A 17,954-nucleotide genomic window follows, 5' to 3' on the forward strand; every position below is an offset into this window, starting at 1 on the left:
CCCGGTCGCTGCCAAGGGAACGAGATGGGACTATTTATCCCATCTTAGGGCGATTCCCGCGGAAATAATGGCGTCCGATCGCCGGTTTTTCCGGCCTGGTTAAGGTGGCCTGACGGCGCGGATGCGAAATGGCCGGTGCCATGATCCGCCCGTATTCGTTCGTGCTCATCTCCCGGTGCGCCGCCGGGCCGGTGCCGGCGCAATGTGGATACGCCCGCCGGCAAGGCTGATCAAGGCTCCCGCGAGGGTCTGCTTCAGGACCGGCCGGCCGGTCGCGCGGGCGCGGAGACTCGCGGCCACGGCCTGGTCCAATGCGGACATCAGGGTTTCGACCTTGCCGAGTTCCGCCGGCCCTTCATGTCCGAGCGCGTTGATGGCCCGCAGCAGAAGTCGCAGCCGGACCTCCTCCGGCAGGGCGGCAAAGGCCGAGGCCTCGAAGCTTCGGACCCCCGCCTGCGGCGCAACGCCGCGATCCCGCAAACGGAGGAAGCGCTCGGCGCCGTCGGCCAGCACCTCGACCGCCGCATTGGCCCGCGCCAGCCTTGCCGCGAGCCGCGCCAGGTTGCGGGCATCGCCGCCCTCGGCCGCGAGAAGCGGCAGCAGCGCGCGCAGCCGCGGCCGGGTGAAGGCGGTGTCCCGGTTGGTGGGGTCTTCGGCAAAGCCGACCTTCGCCCGCCTCAAGGTCGCGATCAGCTGCGACTTCGGAACATCGAGCAGCGGACGCGCCAGCACGATTCCGTCGCGCTCGCTGAGGGGTGCCATGGCCGACAGCCCGGCAAGTCCGCTGCCGCGGAAGAGGCGCATCAACAGCGTCTCGGCCTGGTCGTCGCGGGTGTGGGCCGTCAGCACATGGCTCGCGCCGGCGGCACGCGCGGCGTCGGCGAGCAGGCGGTAACGGGCCTCGCGCGCTGCCGCAGGCAGCCCCGCCTTCGGCTTTGTGCCGCGCCAGCGCAGGGTCCGGTGCGGCAGCCCGAGCCCGGCGGCGAGCCGCTTGACCTCGCGCGCCTCGCGCGGCGCCTCTCGCCGCAGGCCGTGATCAATGGTGACGACGGTGAGAAGCGGACCGCGCGCGAGGCTGCGCCGCCAGCGCGCCGCGAGCCACATCAGCGCGACCGAGTCGGGCCCGCCCGAGACCGCGAGCACCAGCGCCGGCGCAGCTCTCAGGTCGGCGAAGAGTCGCTTCGCCTCGCGCGCCGAGATCGGAGAATCGTCGTCTGACATGGCCCGGCCCAGCATCATCAGCGGATGATCGCAATGTTTAGCGCAGCACCATCCGCGTTGTCAGGACATAAACGCCGGGCGTCAGCACTTCACCCGCTTCTGCTCGCGATCGACCGCCGCTTTGACGCCGGCGGAGGCGCGCGGATATTTGCGGCCGATCTCGCCGAAGGCGGCGCAGGCGGCCTCCTTCTCCTTCAGCGCGGCGAGCGACTGGCCGAGCCGCAGCAGCGCATCCGGCGCCTTGGCCGATTTCTCGTATTTGGTGGTGACGGCGAGGAAGGCTTCCGCGGAGTCGCGATATTGCTGGCGCTGGAAGTAGCTCTCGCCGAGCCAGTATTGCGCGTCCCCGACGAGCGGGTCGCTCGGAAATTTCTGCGCAAAATTCTTCATGGTCTGCTCGGCAAGCGCATAGTCCTTGCGCTGCATGTAGCCGATGCCGAGGTCGAACTCGTCGCGCGGCGTCGCCGAGGGCGGCAGGGTGGTCAGGCCAGCGCCGCCGGCCGGCGCGGGATAGCCGGATTGGGCCGGCGGATAGCCGGGCTGTGCGGCTGGCGGCACACCTTGCTGGTAGCGGGGGCTGGTGTTGGCGAGGTCGAGCGGCTCGCCCGGGTTGCGGCCGCCGGTGCCGGCTCCCGCCGGCAACGGCTGCGGCCCGCCGCCGAGCGCGCGCGGCGCGCCCGGCGCGTTCGGGTTCTGGTTCGGATCGAACGCATCGCCGCGGCGGCGCGCGCCGGGTGCGCCGGGTGCCGGCTGCTCCTGAACGATCGGCGCAGGGGCGGCGATCTGCGGCTGCTCGTAATTCGGCTGCGCGGCCGGCTGCTGCTGGCGATAGCCCGGCGTGGCCTGGGTTGGTGCGATTTGGGCGGGCGGCATCGCCGCAACGTTCGGCGCCTGCGCGGGCGCGGCTTGCGCACCGCCTTCGAGCGCCCGCAGCCGCTCCTCGAGCTGGCGATTGCGATATTGCAGCTCTTCGTTCTGGCCGGTGAGCTGGCGCAGCTGGTTCTCCAGCCGCTCGATCCGCATCTCGGGGTCGGCATCATCCGACTGCGCAAAGACCGGTTGCGCCAGTGCGGGCGAGCACAAAGAGAGCAGCGCGGCGGTCGCCACGGTGCCGGTAAAGACCTTAATTCTGGATGACATCTTGCCCTGACGACAAAAGCGAAATGGCCTGCGACGGAACATTCGGCGCGCCCCACATTGAAGTGGAGTACGCCAAAAATGTGACTGCTACAAAGCGGTTTCTGTCACAGAATGCTGAAATGAAACCGGCGCCCGAGAGGGCGCCGGCATAGTCCATTTCCGAAGCTGAACGGCGGCTGACTGAAGCGTCAGGAGCTCGCGTTCAAGACGGTGACGGCGCGGCGGTTCTGCGACCAGCAGGAGATGTCGTTACAGACGGCGACCGGCCGTTCCTTGCCGTAGGAGATCGTGCGCATGCGGTTCGGATCGATGCCGCGCGAGGCGAGGAACGAGCGCACCGACTGGGCGCGGCGGGCGCCGAGCGCGATGTTGTATTCGCGGGTACCGCGCTCGTCGGCATGACCTTCGATGGTGAAGCTGTAGCGCGGATAGGTCTGGAGCCACTGCGCCTGCTTCTCCAGGGTCACGATCGCCTGCGGGGTCAGATCGGTCTGGTCGCTTTCGAAGAACACGCGGTCACCCACGTTGACGACGAAATCCTGCTGGCTGCCGGGCGTCGCCGCATTGGCCATCGCATCCGTCGCGGCATTCTTGTTGGCGCAGGCGCCCATCGACAGCGCGACGGCGAGCACCGCGGCCAGCTTCAATCCCTGGAGGATACGCATAGGATGTTTCATTCCGGAGCCTCCACGCTCACGTTAGTCCACTGCTGTCCGGTCTACAGGGGGTTGGTTAAGCGAACGTTCCGTCAACCTTGACGGAACCTTGCCTCAGCCGCTCAAATGCCCCCAATCAGCGAAAAGCAACCGTGATGGTTAATGAGTTGTAAATGTGGCGCGAGGGTGAAGGCAAGCCGCGTCGGCCGGCAAAAACGCCGGCTTCTGCTGGAATTTTGGGCCGAATCGAGAAGAGGGACCGCCCTAAAGCATGATCCGGAAAAGTGCGCAGCGGTTTTCCGAAAAGATCATGCTTAAACAACAACCTAAAGCGCGATGACGATTGATCCTAATCGCATCGCGCTTTAGTAGGCCGAACCGACTGCCGGAGCCGCCACATCCCGGTTCCGTGGCGTGGTCACCAGCGCCGGCCGCGTGGCAGCCTGGCGCGGCGTGCTGCGCGCAAACAGCATGCGCCGCTCAAACGCGCTGGAGCGCATGATCGGGAAACGCGTCAGGATCTTTTCCCGGACCTTGGGATAATCCGAGGCCATCAGCACGGCCTTCTTCGTCGGCCAGCCCGGAAATGAACGCGGCTCGGTGAGAGTCTCGGAGAGGAACACGCGGCGGTAGAACGCCTGATGATCGGTCCGCACCATCGAGAGTCCGACATCGGCATTGAAATGCTCGCAGGCAACGAAGGGAAGCCGGACAGTCAGATAAGGCAGTTCGGGGAACCGCTGTTGCATTTCGGGATCGGCAACGAATCGACACGGATCGACAAAGACCTCGCCGCGGTCCAGCCGAGGATGCAGGACGTCGCCGAACACCTCCGTGGTGTAGGACATCCGGCATTCGGCCGTCAGAACGTGGATGCGAACGGAACTGCAGAGTTCGTCGTCGACGTAGACGCCGAAATTCCAGACGTTGGGCGCGTCGTCGAAACGGTCCGTCACCCGCTGCGACTCTGACGGCGGGATCAGTCCGGCCTGCAGATAGGCGCGGTAGCGCATCAAGTACAGGTTGTCCTTGTCCTCGGGAGTTTCGATGAGTCGGTAATCGATACGGTCAAACAACGCGGCGCCGCGTGGAAGGAGCGCCGCGCTCGGTTCGGCTCCGGACTTCATCTGCTACCTCTAAACTCCAAGCAACTTCCGCGAGTAGTAGCAGATTAATGGTTCCTTAACGAAATTGCAAAGCATTAGAACTGTTAGGGTTAACCTTTTGGGGTCCGCAATATTACGGTGCTGGCGGGAGCCGATTGCAATGGAGGAGCTGCCAGGAAGGATCAGGCCGATCGCGACGACGCGATGGCGAGCTGGTCGTCAGGCATACGACGGCCATGCGAGGCATTGAGCAATTGGCGGACGCGCACCGCCGGAACGGGCCGGCTGAACAGGTAACCCTGCCCTTCGGTCACGGTGCCGTCGGCGCTGATCAGCTCGAGCTGTTCGTTGGTCTCGATACCTTCGACCACGACGGCCATGCCGAGGTCGGCGGACAGCCGCGCGACGCCGCGCAGCAGCGTCAGCGGCCGGTCGGTATCGATGCCTTCGAGGAAGGAGCGGTCGATCTTCACTTTCTGCATCGGGAAATTGTGCAGGTAGCTGAGGCTGGAATAGCCGGTGCCGAAATCATCGAGCGAGATGCGCACGCCGAGCGCGCGCAGCTGCGACAGGATGTCGTGAGTGAGCTGGGTGTTGCGCAGCAGCGATGACTCGGTGATCTCGATCTCCAGTCGATGTGCCGGCAGGCCCGACACTTCGAGCGCGTAGCGGATTTCGCTCAGGACGTCGCGCTGATGGAATTGCTGCGGCGAGAAATTGACGGCAACGCTGACGCCGTCCGGCCACTTCATGCATTCCATGCAGGCGCGGCGCAGGATCCAGCGCCCGAGATCGACGATCAGGCCCATGTCCTCGGCGACCGGGATGATGTCGACCGGCGAGACCGTGCCGCGCACCGGATGATTCCAGCGCAGCAGCGCCTCGCAGGTGGTGATCTTGCCGGACTTCAGATTGACCAATGGTTGGTAGAACAGCTCGAATTCCTCGTTGGCGAGCGCCTTGCGCAAGTCGAGCTCGAGGATGCGGCGGGCCTCGACGGTCGCCGCCATCTCGTCGCGGAAGAAGCAGAAGGTGCCGCGGCCGTCGGCCTTAGCTCGGTACAATGCCATGTCTGCATTCTTGAGCAGTGTATCGGCGCTAATCTCGCCCGGGAAGGTCAGCGCGATGCCGACGCTGGCGCCGATCTCGACCAGATGATTTTCGATACGATAGCGCTCGCTCAGCCGCTCGACGATACGGCGGGCAAGCGCCGCGGCGTCCTCCGGTGAAGAGATGTTCTGCTGGAAGACGACGAACTCGTCGCCGCCGAAGCGGGCGACGAAATCCTCGGGGCGCAGCATCTCGCGCAGGCGGTTGGCGACCGCACACAGAAGCTGATCGCCACAGGGATGACCCAGCGTATCGTTGACTTGCTTGAACTGGTCAAGATCGACGAAGAGCAGAGCCGACAGACGCTCCGAATGGCGCGCGACTGCGAGCAAACGCTCGATCTCGTCCCGAAAATTGACACGGTTCGGCAGCGCCGTGAGATCGTCATAGCGGGCCAGATGGCTGATCCTGGCCTCAGCGTTGCGGCGCTCCGTGATGTCCTCGAGCAGCAAAACCGCACCGCCATCAGCCATCGGTTGGACGGTCCAGGACAGCGAACGATTCCTGTGCGGATCGGGGTCGGCGGTGACGATTTCGTTCGCCTGCGCGGTTTCGATGTCGGAGATGATCGCCTCGCCGCTGGCCGCCGAAATCGATCCCGCTTCGACGCATGCGGCGATGATGTCGCGCGCAGTCGTGCTGCTCTGGGTGAGATTGTCGGGCAGATTCATCATCGCGCCAAAGCGGTGATTCATCACCGCGAGCTGGCCGTCGATGCGAAACATGCAGAGCCCGTGCGGCATGTTGTTGAGGGCCGTGTCGAACTGGCCGGCGAGTGCGGCCTCGCGCTCGCGTGCGACAACGGCGCGCAAGAATATCCTGTGCAGGTTGCCGGAGAGCCGCATGACCGAGAAGAGGAACGCGGCGCACACGACCGACATCGCCACGTAATAGGGTGTAGCGTGCAGCGCCAGCGCGATCACGGCCGGGCCGAATATCAAGGTGGCTTGCAGACGAAATATCCACTGCCGTCCGTAAGCTCTCCCCGCTCCTCCCGCCACGATTCCGGTGGTGACCGAGAGGGCGATCATGTGAGCGATGGCGTCGTCATTGCTCAACAGGGTCGTGGAACACCATAGACCGATCACGGCGGCCTGGATGAGTGCTCCGATTTGGTAGCGCTGCTGCCAACGCGCCGCTTGCTCCGCGTTCAGAACCGATTTTCTGGCCTGGTACCGGCTCAAATCGAAGGCACGTATGGCTCCCGCAAGAATGAGCAGCGGGACAAATCCCCAAAGCAGCGTCTGTCCCGTCTTGAGCGCGGTCAAGGAGGCGGAGAACGCCGAGAAGACTATGCCGGTAAGCACCGTGCCGGGAGCCTCGAACAGCGAATCGGTCAGCGCCGCCGAAATCGTCGGCGAGGCCTGTTCGTCCTGCTCTCCGCTCTGGCTAGCGAACTGCATGTTGGTTTGTACGCGCGTCCTGTTTAAGCGCGTAGTTCTACCCCAGCTGAGATGAAGCCTTTCTGAGGGAACATCGTTAAAGTCGAGTTGTTTTTCCGCAATAGCGGACCGATTTTCGCTTAAATATCAAGCAACTAGGCAAGTCCTGCCGCCCACAAGGTGAAGGAAGTCTTGCCTTGCGCAACGAACTCGACAAATCGGCGCGCTTTTCGGAAACATCGCGCAACGCGCGATGTTCTAGCTGCACTCTTGTCAGCCCGACGTCGAGGACAGCAGCGGCGACCAGGCGGGGTCCGAGGCAAAGCCCGGTGTCGGCACCTTCAGCTCGTTGCGGCCGGAGATGTCGACCGTGTACAGCGACGGCCCGCCATTGCCGCCGGGATCGCGGAAGAACATCAGCACGCGGCCGTTCGGCGAGAAGGTCGGGCCCTCATTGTGGAAGCCGGAGGTAAGCAGCCGCTCGCCGCTGCCGTCCGGCTTCATGATCCCGATCGCGAACTGTCCGCCGCCCTGCCGGGTGAAGGCGATGTAGTCGCCGCGCGGCGACCATACCGGCGTCGAATAGGTTGCGTTGGTATCGTCCTTGGAGAAGGAGATGCGCTGCGCCGGCCCGCCGCCCGCCGCCATCACGTAGATCTGCGACCGGCCGCCGCGATCGGACTCGAAGCAGATGCGGGCGCCGTCGGGCGAGTAGGACGGTGAGGTGTCGATGGCCGGCGTATCGGTGAGGCGCGTGGTCGAGCGCGAGCGCAGATCCATCACGAACAGGTTGGAATTGCCGCCCTGCTGAAGGCTCATGATGACGCGCTGGCCGTCCGGCGAAAAGCGCGGCGCAAAGGTCATGCCGGGGAAGTTGCCGACGATCTCGCGCTGGCCGGTCTCGATGTTGTAGAGATAGACCTTCGGATCGCCCTGGCCGAACTCCATGTAGGTGATCTCTTGCGAGTTCGGCGAGAAGCGCGGCGTCAGCACGAGGTCGGAGCCGCGGGTCAAATAGCGCACATTGGCGCCATCCTGGTCCATGATCGCGAGCCGCTTGACGCGGCGCTCCTTCGGCCCGGTCTCGTCCACGAACACCACGCGGCTGTCGAAATAGCCTTTCTCGCCGGTCATCCGCTCGTAGATCTGGTCGGAGATGATGTGGGCGATGCGGCGCCAATATTCGGGCGAGGTGAAATATTGCTGGCCGGCAAGCTGCTGGCCGGAGACCACGTCCCACAGGCGGAATTCGGCCTTGAGCCTGCCGTCCGGCTGCCGCGTCATGCGGCCGGTGACCAGGGCCTGCGCGTTGATGGTCTTCCAGTTCTGGAATTGCGGCGCGACGTCGATGTTGCTGATGCGCTCGATGAAGGCGGCTTGGTCGATCGGCGCGAACAGGCCCGAGCGCTTCAGATTGTTGGTGATGACCTGGGTGACACCGTTGCCGACGTCGCCGTCGGAGGGCGATCCCGGCACAAAATTGGTGATCGCGATCGGGACCGGCTGAAACTCGGTGGGATCGATGCGCAGTCGCGGCTGCCCCTGAGCGAAGGCGTGTCCGCCGCCGAGCATCGCGAGCGTCGACCCGGTCAGGGTCATGAAGCGGCGGCGGTTCATCGATCGGGCGTCATTCATCGCAAAATTCTTTTGTTCGGATGTCACAACATATCTTTCAGACCGAAAGTCATCGGAATGAGCTTCCAGCTCTCGTACTGCTGCTTCGGCATGAACGAATAGACCTGGCACTGCACGATGGCGCGCTTGGCGCTCTCCGCCACCGCCTGCGCGATCGACCGCGACGGTCCCCGCACCGCGACGACGATCGGCTCGGCGGCCAGCGATCCGTCGATCTTCATGGGAATGTCGATGTCGGCTTCGTACTGGTCGGCATCCTGCCCGTTATAGGTCGGCGTGAAGCAGCGCTTGACCGCGCCCTGGAAAGCACCGCGCCAGGTCGCGACGTTGGCGACAGCCGTGCCGGTGCTCGATCCCAGCGACGCCGACGCATTCAGCGCCGATCCAGTCAGTTCGTGCCGTGTCGTGGCACGCTTGTCGAGGTCGCGCTGTATCTGCGCGGGGTCGAAGGTGCGCTCCTTTGGTTTCGGTTGCTGCTGCGGCTGCACTGCCGCGACCTTCTGCTCCACGGGCTTCGGCGGCGGCTTCTTCGTGTCCAGCTTCTTCTGGAGCTCGGCGATCGGATCTTCCTTGGCCGGATCAGGCTTCTTTTCCTGCGGCTTCGGCTCTTCCTTCGGCTTCGCCTCGGCCACGGGCTTCGGCGGCTCGGGCTTCTTCTCGACCGGCTTCTCGACGGGTTTCGGCGGCGGCTCGGGCGTCGAGTTGGTCTTGATCAGCTCTTTCTTCTCGGTGACCTTGCCGACGGCGTCTTCCTCGGGCTTGGCTTCCGCGATCTTCTCGACCTTGGGCTTCGGCTCTTTCTTGTCGCCGGTCTTCTGCCCCGCCATCATCTTCGCGAGTTGATCTGAGGAGATGATGTCGACCGGAAGCGACTCCTCCGGCGCCACATAGGCCTTGCTGCTAAAGGTGACGAGGCCCCATCCAAGCACGAGGACATGGAGGGCAATCGACGCAACGAGTGTCTTGTCGACGTTCACCTTCACCGCTTACCCCTGATCCGCTTCGGTGACGAGGGCCAGCTTCTTGAATCCGGCGCCGGACAGCAGGCCCATGACCTTGGCCACCGTCCCGTAATCCGCCTTCTTGTCGGCGCGCAGGTAGATGCGTTCCTCGAGCCCGCCCCGCGCATCCGTGATCGCCTTGAGCTTCGGCACCAGCTCGTTCAGCGCGATCTCGGCATCATTGATGAAGACCTTGCCCTTGATGTCGACCGACATCTGGATCGGCTTCTGGTCGTTGTTTTCGAGACTCTTGGCCTGGGTCTGGGGCAGGTCGAGCGGCACGCCGACCGTCAACATCGGCGCCGAGACCATGAAGATGATGAGCAGCACCAGCATCACGTCGACCATCGGCGTGACGTTGATCTCGGCCACAACGGGCTTGCGCCGGCCGCGGCGTCCGCCGCCTCCGGATGAACCTGCGACGTTCATGCCCATGGTCTGGTGCCCAAATTGCCCTTCACACTATACATGCCGTCCGTCAGCCCCGCTCGTCGATCTGACGCGAGAGAATGGCTGAAAATTCATCAGCGAAGCCCTCCAGCCGCTGGGCCTGCCGGTTCACCTCGGACGTGAACTTATTGTAGAAAATAGTGGCAGGAATGGCGGCGATAAGGCCGACGGCGGTCGCAAACAGCGCTTCCGCGATACCGGGGGCGACAACCGCCAGAGAGGTATTTTTCGACGCCGCGATCGACTGGAAGCTCGACATGATGCCCCAGACCGTGCCGAACAGGCCGACGAAGGGGCCGGCGGAGCCGACGGTCGCCAGCACCAGCAGGCGCCGTTCCAGCCGCTCGACCTCGCGCGCGATCGAGACGTTCATCACCTTGTCGATGCGCATCTGCAGGCCCGCGACCGAGCGCGCATGGCTTTCGAAAGAGCGCTTCCACTCGCGCATCGCCGCCACGAAGCAGGCTGCCATGGAGTGGGTCGGCTTGGCCGACAGCGTGCGATAGAGCTCCTCGATCGACTCGCCGGACCAGAACGCCTGCTCGAACCGGTCCATGGAGCGCCGGGTGCGCGCGTAAAGAAAGATCTTGTCGATGGCGATCGCCCAGACCCAGACCGAGCAGGACAGAAGTCCCAGCATCACCGCTTTCACGATCCAGTGAGCCTGCCAAAACAGCGCAATCAGCGACACGTCGGCGGAGGCGGCAACCGGAAGGGCTGACTGAGCCACGTCGGCCGGATTCATAAGCAGTATCCTCTCAAGGCGATCGTTACCTGATGTCCCGGCCAACGAAATGGCCGGTTCCCCAACAGCCGCGCGCGCGGCCGGCAAGCCCGCTCAAAGCCTTGTTCTTTCTGGGGTGCAGGGCTCGTCCAAAGCCGGCCGCCTGCATTCCCCGCCAAGATGTCAAAACTATGGGCCTCGACACGGCTTTGGGCGCGACTGTCCGCAATTACCAGAGCCCGGCGTTGGTTAATGCGGGGTTACCGGCGGCGAATTTGGTCGCCGGAAAGGCAGGCCGGCCAGTGATTTGGCCCCGGCAGCCCCGGGCGGCGACATCTGGCCGGAAAATCGAGGACCGAGCCCGCGTCCGGGAACCCGGTTTCGAGCTCTGCACGACCGTCACTCCGCACCCCCCAAAAGACCGCTTCCTGATGCAGAGAGATCTTCCAGAGCGCTGGACGAGCAATCCCTCAGGCCGCGTTCGTCGCTGCACCGCTGCGCCCGTTCCCAATCGCCCGCTGTATTGCCTCGACGAACGTGGCGAGCCGCGGTGCGTAGTTTGTCGATGCCACGTCGCGCGCGGTGACGGAAAGACAATCAAGAGGCTGCTTGCCGACGAGCGCCCGCATCTGGCCGAAGACCTGATCGCTGCCGGCCCCGCCAAGCGTACAGAAGAACGCCACCGCAGGGAGTTTCGACCTGTTTGCGAGCAAGTAGGCACGGACGGGCGAAGACAGCGACCAGGCCCAGACCGGGGTTCCGATCACAACGAGATCGTAGAGAGATGGATCCCTGACGGTGGCGGCGATGCGCGATGGGATCTGCCGTCGCGCTTCTACGGCCGAGCGTAGATAACCGAATATCCCCTTGCGGCTACCAGCCTCGGCGATTTCTTCACTGTCACAGGACAGCGCAGCCGCCAGGGATTGAGCAACTTTGCGCGTCGTGCCGGTCCGGGAATAATAGACCACGAGTATCCTTGCGTTCGCCATCGTCGTGCTCCTCGCCTCCGCCTGGCGAACTACATCGCGTTCGCGATGCGCGCGGCTTGATTCACGTCAACAGGCGCAGAGAAAGCGTCAAAGCGAGCCCGGTTTGAAACATCTTGCCGTGCGACCTGACGTGCGAGAGCCGTGGGAACGCATGCTCTAAGCGAGGGCGCGTCAGGCGGCCGAGACCGTCTTGGGGCAGTTCGTCAGCCGGGCAGGATTGCCGACTACCGTGCAGCCGGCGGGCACGTCGCCCGTCACAACAGTGCCGGCGCCGATCTTTGCAAGATCGCCGATGCTGATGTCGCCGAGGATGCTCGCGCCTGCGCCGACGTAGACGCCGCAGCCGATGCGCGGCGAGCGCGCCGGCAGCTCGCTGCTGCGGCCGATGCTGACGTTCTGGAGGATGGTGACGTCGTCGCCGATGACGACGTTGGCGCCGATCACGATGCCGGTGGCGTGGTCGAGATACACGGCGGACCCGATGCTGGCAGCCGGATGAATGCTGACCTGCAAGACGTTCGACGCCTCGTTCTGAAACAGCAACGCCGCGTCGCGACGGTCGTGGCGCCAGAGCCAGTTCGAAACGCGCCAGGCTTGCAGCGCGAGGTAACCCTTGTAGTGAAGCAGTGGTGGCAGCAGGTCGGTGACAGCGGGGTCGCGGCGCGCGATGGCCGCCAGGTCCTGGCTGGCAGCTTCGATCAGGTCCGGCTCGCGGTGAAAGGCGTCGCGGGAAAAGGATGTGAAGCGCGCGCGTTCGGCGCCGCCGCCAAGCCGCCGCCCGATCAGATCGGCCAGAGCCGCGGCAAAATCGTCATGGGTGAGGATGGCGCCGGTGAGAGCCTTGCCGAATAATGGATCGGCGGCTGCCGCACGCTGGGCCTCGCGGCGGATCGCCTGCCAGAGGTCGTCGCTCGCGTTTATCGCAGCTTCCGGCATTGTCGCCTCCGATCCGCGTGCATCTGTGACGGCGAATATAGGCGGTCCGGATCAACGCGCCAGCGGTGTCCACGGGATGCGCGTCCTCTCGCGCGGCTATCCGGCCTCTCCCGCTAGCGCGAACACGCCGAAACCAAACCGCCCGCCTTGCGGATCGCGCAGGCGGGCGGCTCGGGGCCATCAGGACTTTCGGGGCATGCGCCTGAAGGCTTTGAGAGATATCTGGCCTGGATGTCAGCCCTGCTGCTGGTCGGTGGGCGGCGGGGTCGGACGCGTCTTGTGCTGCGCCATGAACTGGTCGAACTCTTCCTTGTCCTTGGCGTGACGCAGGCGGTCGAGGAAGTTCTTGAACTCGACCTGCTCCTCCTCAAGACGCCGCAGCGTTTCAGAGCGATATTCGTCGAAGGCGCGGTTGCCGGAAGACGGCGGGCCGAAGCCAAAGCCGAAACCGCTGCGCTCCATGCGGCCGCGCATGCGGTCCATCTTGTACTGCATCCGCTCCATCTTGTTCTGCCAGCGATCCTGATGGTTCCAGCACGACATTCTTCTGCTCCCGAGTGTGAAAAAGAGAAGGGCAAGTCCGATCGGCCACCAGATGATGAAGCCGAGGATGGTCACGGCGATCCAGCCCGGATGCCAGGGCGTATCGAGCATGCGGGGACGCGCGTACTGTTGGTGTTGGTCCGAAGGGCCGCGCCATCGATTGACATCAGCGGTGTAGGCCATTTCCCATCTCCATCACGGCACCTGCGCCGTTGTGAATGTAAATAACATTTACATAGCTAGACCATCCCGCGATTTTGTCAAGCCGGCCGCCAGACAGGCCCGCGCAATTATTTGAGCAACTTTATTTCGGCTTGCCCCAGGGTCCGCCCGGCGGCACGCCCGAACCGGAGGAAGCCTCCGGCGGCACCGGCGGCGGCTCGGCCCCCTTCGTGGCCGAACGGCGGTCGGTCGGGAAACCGAGGCCACGCAGATAGATCAGCACCTCGGCCTCTAACAGCTCGTCCGGCGACATCGGTAGTTTGCGACGCGCGGCATCGCCGCGGGAAAACAGCGAGGCGACGCCATGGGCCATCGACCAGATGTGCAGCGCCATCATCATCGCCGGCGGACGCGGTGTGCCGGGCGGCGTCAGCGCCGCGAGGCGCTCGGCGGCGGCGCGGATGACGCCGAATGCGCGTTCGCCCGCTGCCATCAAGGCAGGATTGGCATCGACCGGCAGGCCCGATTCGAACATCGCGTTGTAGAAGGCCGGCTCCTCGCGGGCGAAGGCGAGATAGGCCCTGCCGACGCGCTCGAACGCGGTGACCGTATCGGGGCGCCCATCGTCCCAGGCCGCGGTCAGGCGCGCCTCGAACTGCTCGAAACCGCGCTGAGCGATCGAGGACAGGAGCTCGTCGCGGTCGCGGAAATGCCGATAGGGCGCCGCCGCGCTGACGCCGGCCATGCGCGCGGCATCGGCGAAGGTGAAGCCGGCCGCACCCTTCTCGGCGATCAGCCCGAGAGCGGCCTGCAACAAGGCTTCCTTCAGATTGCCGTGGTGATAGCCGCGCTCGGCGCGGCCCTGCTCCTTGCGCCAGCTCATGTGAACGACCTTTACATGAGCCGGGCGTGAAGGTCACTAGCGGCGATGAGGCAGGATTAACCCCGTACTTCCACGGTCATGCCCGGGCCGATGCGTCGGCATTGAGCCCGGAACGAGCTCGCACCGAAGCTACATCCGCGGAATGGGAAGGACGGGCATCACTTCGATCGCCTCGCCCGGAAAGATCGCGAAATGCGGATGGTTCTCGAACAGTCTGGCAGCTTCCTCCTGCGAGGCGGCACGTACCACCGTGAAGCCGGTCAGCGCATTGCTGACCTCGGCGATGCCGCTCGCGTCGATCCTGCGGGTCTTGCCCAGCGGGCCGCCGATCTCGACGATGACGGACTTGTGCTTCTCGACCCAGCCGTGCCAGGCAGCCATGCCCTCCTGCTCCTTCGCCTTCCGCTCGGCCTCCGGCAGGGCGCGCCAGGCCGCCATCTTCGTTCCGGTCGTGCTGCCGAGATAGACGGCGAGAAATTGGTGTTCGTCGCTCATGGATATCTCCTCTGGTTGATTGATGGGAAAATCGTCTGGCGGCTGTCTACTTCTTCAGGTCGCCAAATCCGGCCACGACCTCCTGCACTTCAGGCGAGTAGTCGGCCACCTCCTGCACCTGCCGGATCTCGATGATTTCGTTGGCCGAGGCCGGGCACTTCTTCGCCCAGGCGATCGCTTCCTCGCGCGAGGCGACCTCGATCATCCAGTAACCGCCCAGCACTTCCTTGGCTTCAGCGAAGGGGCCGTCGGTGACGATGGGCTTGCCGGTCGCAAAGGAGACGCGCGCGCCCATTGATGGCGGATGCAGGCCGTCGAGCGTGATCAGCACGCCGGCGTCCTTCAGCGCCTCGTTGTAGCGCATCATCGCCGCGACACGTTCGGGATCGAGTTGAACGTCCGGCGGTGCCGCCTCGTAGCCGAGCGGGATCATCAGCATCATGAATCGCATGGGATTACCTCGTCGCTTGCTGTCATTCCGGGCGCGACAAGGTCGCGAGCCCGGAATCCGTTGATCCATATTGCCGCCGGTCCCGGTGAATTCTCCGATGCGCGATTGCGCTTCAGAGCCGCGCCATGCGCGCCCCGGAAATGGCGGCGGCGGAGAGCTACTTCCTCGTCGCATGCGCGCGCGTGCGCTCTTCCTGCTCGCGCAGCTCGGGGGTGAAGGCTTCGCCGAAATCCTCGGCCGAAAACACCTGCCGGATCTCGATCTCCGAGCCTGGCTCGAACGGCGCACGCTTCATCCAGTCAAGGGCCTCGTCCAGCGAGGCAGTCTTGATCAGCCAGAAGCCGGCGATCAGGTCGGGCGAAAGACTGAACGGACCGCGCGTGACGCCTGGCCCGGACGCCGAGTATCTGACCCGGGCGCCCTTCACCGTCGGATGCAGGCCCTCGCCGGCTTCGATGACGCCGGCCTTGGCCATCTCCTCGTTGAACTTGCCCATCGCAGCCAGCATCTCGGTGGTCGGCATCTTACCGGCCTCGGTATCCTGGCTTGCCTTGACGATCACCATGAAACGCATCGACCTGCTCCGTTATATGTCCTGCGGGCGGAAACAGCTGGCCCGCGTTCCCCTCTAGGACGAACGACCTTCTGCCGAGCCGACAGCGGGGCGGAAAATTATCCAGAGGCGCGCCGGCGCGACCGCGGCAGGCGCATTCGGGGCCGAATCGGGCTCGATTGGCGCGGCGCGGGGGCCTTTCATGCCTGAACCAAAGCGAAGTAAAAGGGGCCGGCGCTCGCGCGCCCCTCCCCGACACAGGACAGATCAGCCAATGCCGCAAGCCCCGCAGAAAGTTGCCCTCGTCACCGGAGCTGCACGCGGCATCGGGCTTGCGACCGCGAAGAAATTCCTGACCGAGGGCTGGCGCGTGGCGCTGCTCGACATCGAGGGCGAGTTGCTCGGCCGCGCGGTCGCCGAAATCGGCAAGAGCGAGGCGACGCTGGCGCTGACGTGCGACGTTTCCGACGCAGCCGCGGTCAGTGCTGCAATGACGACGATCGAGCGGTGGTTCGGCCGGTTGGATGCCCTCGTCAACAATGCCGGCATCGCGGTGTTCGCGCCGCTGATGGAGACGTCCGACGCTGACTGGCGCCGCGTGCTCGAGGTCAATCTCACCGGACCGTTCCTCTGCACCAAGGCGGCGGTGCCCCTGATGCGCGACGGCAATGGCGGCGCCATCGTCAACATCACCTCGATCTCGGCGGTGCGCGCTTCGACGCTGCGCTCGGCCTACGGCACCAGCAAGGCCGGCCTTGCGCACCTCACCAAGCAGCTCGCGGTCGAGCTCGCCTCCCTCAACATCCGCGTCAACGCGGTCGCGCCGGGACCGGTCGACACCGCGATGGCGAAGCAGGTTCACACCAAGGAGATCCGCGCCGACTATCACGACGCCATTCCGCTCAACCGTTACGGCCTGGAAGAGGAGCTCGCGGAAGCGATCTATTTCCTGTGCTCGGCGAGCGCGAGCTACATCACCGGACAAATTTTAGCCGTTGATGGCGGCTTCGATGCGGCGGGTATCGGCCTGCCAACGCTGCGCGGGCAACGACGAAACGGGTAAGCCGTGTAGGGTGGGCAAAGGCGCGCAAGCGCCGTGCCCACCACTTCTCCAGATATGAGGCGACAATGGTGGGCACGCTACGCTTTGCCCACCCTACAAGAGCGAGTTGGTGGAGAGCTTCATGCGACGTATCACCTGCCTCAAAGCCCTGATGCTTGCATCCGCGCTGCTCGGCGTCACGCCCGCGGCGGCCGAGATCCGCATCATCCAGTCACCGGGCGGACAGGTCGGGCCGTTCCTCGATCTGTTCGAGAAAGTGCGCGAGAGCGGCGAGCGCGTGGTGATCGACGGCCCCTGCCTGTCCGCCTGCACGCTGGTGCTGAGCATCGTGCCGGGCGAGCGCATCTGCGTCACCAAGCGCGCGGTGCTGGGCTTCCACGCCGCGCGCTCTGTGGACCGGCGCGGGCGCTTCTATGCCGAGCCGGAAGCATCGGTCGCGGTGCTCGCCGCCTATCCCGGCCCGGTGCGCGACTGGATCAGCCGCCGTGGCGGCCTGAGCTCACGGCTGCTGCTGTTGAAGGGGCGCGACCTCGCCGCGATCTATCCGCGATGTCGGTGACGAAGCCGTCGTTGATAGTCTCGCGACCGACATTGACAACCATTGTTGTCGGAACCGCTGCACGACCTCGTCAGAGAACTCGCCGTCTAGAACAAAGTCTGGACCACCGGCACGAGCTTCATGCTCACGCAAATGACCATTCCCCAAAGAGCAAAGTTGATTTGTAGCGCCGCCGCCATCGGTCGCTCCCTTCCAAGTCGCCCCGCCCTGATTTGTAGATTTTATGAAGCAAAGTTAGCGATTTTGGTGTGCAGATCACAGCCCAATATTGCGCCAATTGTTGTGCGGTGCAGTCGGCTTCACGAAGCGGCCTCACTCCGCGAGCAAAGTGATGTGAAATTCCGATTCGTATTCGGCCATGCCGGCTGGTCCGTTTGCGTTGAGTTCCATTAGATTGACGTGACGCGAAGTGTTTCACGCGGATTGCGCGTCGCATACGTAGCAAAGGCCCCGGCATGATTCGATACAGCCTCATCCTGCTCAGTTTTTGCACAGCGCTGATGGCTTGCGCAGGCGCTCCAGCGCAGGAACGTCGCCCCATCGCGTGGGATGGTCTTGGCAAGGATCCGAACCGTCCTCACGTCGCGAAGCGGCGCGTGGCAAATCCCGCGCCCGCGGCGCGTGACCCCAATGAGGAGCGGCAACGCGTGCTCGGCACCTTGCAGCCATATTCCCAGGCGTGGTGGGCGGTCCATGACGAAATACAGGCGGAGAACGACAGGCGGCTCGGCACCAAGCTCCTGATCTGCCCTCGCTGCGTGGAGTCGTCGCCGCCGAGCGAGAACGTCACCGGATCGATCCGGTGAGAGGACAAACGGCCGATCGGCGCGTGAGGTAAGGAGTCCATGCGTGTCCCCTCTCCCGCAGCATTGGAGAGAGGGGATCGCAACTC

General features: G+C 64.5%; 19 protein-coding genes. 3 read left to right on the forward strand and 16 right to left on the reverse strand.

All coding sequences use genetic code 11. The features are described from left to right. Positions 1–165: 165 nt before the first annotated feature. From tilS to ACM42_RS20705, 16 genes are all read right to left on the reverse strand, one after another. Positions 166–1,221 carry a tRNA lysidine(34) synthetase TilS gene (gene tilS / locus ACM42_RS20630; protein WP_271529652.1) on the reverse strand — a complete coding sequence of 352 codons (1,056 nt, stop codon included), beginning with the start codon at positions 1,219–1,221 and terminating at the stop codon, positions 166–168. Positions 1,222–1,302: 81 nt separating this feature from the next. Beyond that, positions 1,303–2,361, reverse strand: coding sequence for a tol-pal system protein YbgF (gene ybgF / locus ACM42_RS20635; RefSeq protein WP_271529653.1), 1,059 nt, complete (start codon positions 2,359–2,361; stop codon positions 1,303–1,305). A 188-nt stretch (positions 2,362–2,549) separates the two neighbouring features. Next, a complete protein-coding gene (gene pal / locus ACM42_RS20640) occupies positions 2,550–3,038 on the reverse strand; it encodes a peptidoglycan-associated lipoprotein Pal (RefSeq protein ID WP_018641585.1) in 489 nt (162 codons plus the stop codon). 344 nt (positions 3,039–3,382) lie between these two features. Further along, positions 3,383–4,144, reverse strand: a complete 762-nt coding sequence (locus ACM42_RS20645; protein ID WP_271529654.1) for an N-acyl amino acid synthase FeeM domain-containing protein — start codon at positions 4,142–4,144, stop codon at positions 3,383–3,385. A gap of 161 nt (positions 4,145–4,305) precedes the next feature. Next, a complete protein-coding gene (locus ACM42_RS20650; RefSeq protein ID WP_271529655.1) occupies positions 4,306–6,636 on the reverse strand; it encodes a putative bifunctional diguanylate cyclase/phosphodiesterase in 2,331 nt (776 codons plus the stop codon). A 252-nt stretch (positions 6,637–6,888) separates the two neighbouring features. After that, positions 6,889–8,232, reverse strand: coding sequence for a Tol-Pal system beta propeller repeat protein TolB (tolB, locus tag ACM42_RS20655; RefSeq protein ID WP_370123921.1), 1,344 nt, complete (start codon positions 8,230–8,232; stop codon positions 6,889–6,891). Between the two features lie 41 nt (positions 8,233–8,273). After that, positions 8,274–9,233 (reverse strand): protein TolA, encoded by a 960-nt coding sequence (locus tag ACM42_RS20660; protein ID WP_271529657.1) that lies wholly within the window; start codon positions 9,231–9,233, stop codon positions 8,274–8,276. Positions 9,234–9,236: 3 nt separating this feature from the next. Beyond that, positions 9,237–9,686, reverse strand: coding sequence for a protein TolR (gene tolR / locus ACM42_RS20665; RefSeq protein ID WP_271529658.1), 450 nt, complete (start codon positions 9,684–9,686; stop codon positions 9,237–9,239). Between the two features lie 43 nt (positions 9,687–9,729). Next, positions 9,730–10,446, reverse strand: a complete 717-nt coding sequence (tolQ, locus tag ACM42_RS20670; protein WP_028180156.1) for a protein TolQ — start codon at positions 10,444–10,446, stop codon at positions 9,730–9,732. A gap of 449 nt (positions 10,447–10,895) precedes the next feature. Then, entirely contained in the window at positions 10,896–11,417 is a 522-nt protein-coding gene (locus ACM42_RS20675; RefSeq protein WP_271529659.1) for a flavodoxin family protein, read from the reverse strand. Between the two features lie 171 nt (positions 11,418–11,588). Further along, the gene (locus tag ACM42_RS20680) at positions 11,589–12,353 is read right to left on the reverse strand and encodes a serine O-acetyltransferase (RefSeq protein WP_271529660.1); all 765 of its coding nucleotides are present in this window, start codon (positions 12,351–12,353) and stop codon (positions 11,589–11,591) included. Positions 12,354–12,587: 234 nt separating this feature from the next. Next, the gene (locus ACM42_RS20685) at positions 12,588–13,079 is read right to left on the reverse strand and encodes a DUF2852 domain-containing protein (protein ID WP_271529661.1); all 492 of its coding nucleotides are present in this window, start codon (positions 13,077–13,079) and stop codon (positions 12,588–12,590) included. A gap of 121 nt (positions 13,080–13,200) precedes the next feature. Continuing rightward, complete coding sequence (locus tag ACM42_RS20690) at positions 13,201–13,941, reverse strand: TetR/AcrR family transcriptional regulator (RefSeq protein WP_271529662.1); 741 nt, start codon at positions 13,939–13,941, stop codon at positions 13,201–13,203. 129 nt (positions 13,942–14,070) lie between these two features. Next, positions 14,071–14,436 carry a YciI family protein gene (locus ACM42_RS20695; RefSeq protein ID WP_271529663.1) on the reverse strand — a complete coding sequence of 122 codons (366 nt, stop codon included), beginning with the start codon at positions 14,434–14,436 and terminating at the stop codon, positions 14,071–14,073. Between the two features lie 46 nt (positions 14,437–14,482). Beyond that, positions 14,483–14,887: a YciI family protein gene (locus ACM42_RS20700; protein WP_271529664.1), complete on the reverse strand. Its 405-nt coding sequence runs from the start codon at positions 14,885–14,887 to the stop codon at positions 14,483–14,485. Positions 14,888–15,044: 157 nt separating this feature from the next. Next, a complete protein-coding gene (locus ACM42_RS20705; protein ID WP_271529665.1) occupies positions 15,045–15,461 on the reverse strand; it encodes a YciI family protein in 417 nt (138 codons plus the stop codon). A gap of 253 nt (positions 15,462–15,714) precedes the next feature. On the opposite strand from ACM42_RS20705, the gene ACM42_RS20710 reads away from it, so the two are divergent. From ACM42_RS20710 to ACM42_RS38725, 3 genes are all read left to right on the forward strand, one after another. Then, positions 15,715–16,503, forward strand: coding sequence for an SDR family NAD(P)-dependent oxidoreductase (locus tag ACM42_RS20710; protein ID WP_271529666.1), 789 nt, complete (start codon positions 15,715–15,717; stop codon positions 16,501–16,503). Positions 16,504–16,624: 121 nt separating this feature from the next. Beyond that, complete coding sequence (locus tag ACM42_RS20715; RefSeq protein WP_028180149.1) at positions 16,625–17,062, forward strand: hypothetical protein; 438 nt, start codon at positions 16,625–16,627, stop codon at positions 17,060–17,062. Positions 17,063–17,517: 455 nt separating this feature from the next. Next, on the forward strand, positions 17,518–17,868 hold the full coding sequence (locus ACM42_RS38725) for a hypothetical protein (RefSeq protein WP_442868936.1): 351 nt from the start codon (positions 17,518–17,520) through the stop codon (positions 17,866–17,868). The last annotated feature ends 86 nt before the right edge of the window (positions 17,869–17,954 follow it).

The organism is Bradyrhizobium sp. CCBAU 25338 (genome assembly GCF_028128965.1).
In the GTDB taxonomy this organism is placed as follows: Bacteria; Pseudomonadota; Alphaproteobacteria; order Rhizobiales; family Xanthobacteraceae; genus Bradyrhizobium; species Bradyrhizobium liaoningense.

Excerpts from the sequence above, each read along its gene's own strand:
- ACM42_RS20680 (WP_271529660.1), bottom strand. The coding sequence starts at position 12,353 with ATGCCGGAAGCTGCGATAAACGCGAGCGACGACCTCTGGCAGGCGATC.
- pal (WP_018641585.1), bottom strand. The coding sequence starts at position 3,038 with ATGAAACATCCTATGCGTATCCTCCAGGGATTGAAGCTGGCCGCGGTG.
- ACM42_RS20675 (WP_271529659.1), bottom strand. The coding sequence starts at position 11,417 with ATGGCGAACGCAAGGATACTCGTGGTCTATTATTCCCGGACCGGCACG.
- tilS (WP_271529652.1), bottom strand. The coding sequence starts at position 1,221 with ATGTCAGACGACGATTCTCCGATCTCGGCGCGCGAGGCGAAGCGACTC.
- ACM42_RS20685 (WP_271529661.1), bottom strand. The coding sequence starts at position 13,079 with ATGGCCTACACCGCTGATGTCAATCGATGGCGCGGCCCTTCGGACCAA.
- ACM42_RS20650 (WP_271529655.1), bottom strand. The coding sequence starts at position 6,636 with ATGCAGTTCGCTAGCCAGAGCGGAGAGCAGGACGAACAGGCCTCGCCG.
- ACM42_RS20700 (WP_271529664.1), bottom strand. The coding sequence starts at position 14,887 with ATGCGATTCATGATGCTGATGATCCCGCTCGGCTACGAGGCGGCACCG.
- ACM42_RS20690 (WP_271529662.1), bottom strand. The coding sequence starts at position 13,941 with ATGAGCTGGCGCAAGGAGCAGGGCCGCGCCGAGCGCGGCTATCACCAC.
- ACM42_RS20695 (WP_271529663.1), bottom strand. The coding sequence starts at position 14,436 with ATGAGCGACGAACACCAATTTCTCGCCGTCTATCTCGGCAGCACGACC.
- ACM42_RS20645 (WP_271529654.1), bottom strand. The coding sequence starts at position 4,144 with ATGAAGTCCGGAGCCGAACCGAGCGCGGCGCTCCTTCCACGCGGCGCC.
- tolR (WP_271529658.1), bottom strand. The coding sequence starts at position 9,686 with ATGGGCATGAACGTCGCAGGTTCATCCGGAGGCGGCGGACGCCGCGGC.
- ACM42_RS38725 (WP_442868936.1), top strand. The coding sequence starts at position 17,518 with ATGATTCGATACAGCCTCATCCTGCTCAGTTTTTGCACAGCGCTGATG.
- ACM42_RS20705 (WP_271529665.1), bottom strand. The coding sequence starts at position 15,461 with ATGCGTTTCATGGTGATCGTCAAGGCAAGCCAGGATACCGAGGCCGGT.
- ACM42_RS20710 (WP_271529666.1), top strand. The coding sequence starts at position 15,715 with ATGCCGCAAGCCCCGCAGAAAGTTGCCCTCGTCACCGGAGCTGCACGC.
- tolQ (WP_028180156.1), bottom strand. The coding sequence starts at position 10,446 with ATGAATCCGGCCGACGTGGCTCAGTCAGCCCTTCCGGTTGCCGCCTCC.
- ybgF (WP_271529653.1), bottom strand. The coding sequence starts at position 2,361 with ATGTCATCCAGAATTAAGGTCTTTACCGGCACCGTGGCGACCGCCGCG.
- ACM42_RS20715 (WP_028180149.1), top strand. The coding sequence starts at position 16,625 with ATGCGACGTATCACCTGCCTCAAAGCCCTGATGCTTGCATCCGCGCTG.
- tolB (WP_370123921.1), bottom strand. The coding sequence starts at position 8,232 with ATGAACCGCCGCCGCTTCATGACCCTGACCGGGTCGACGCTCGCGATG.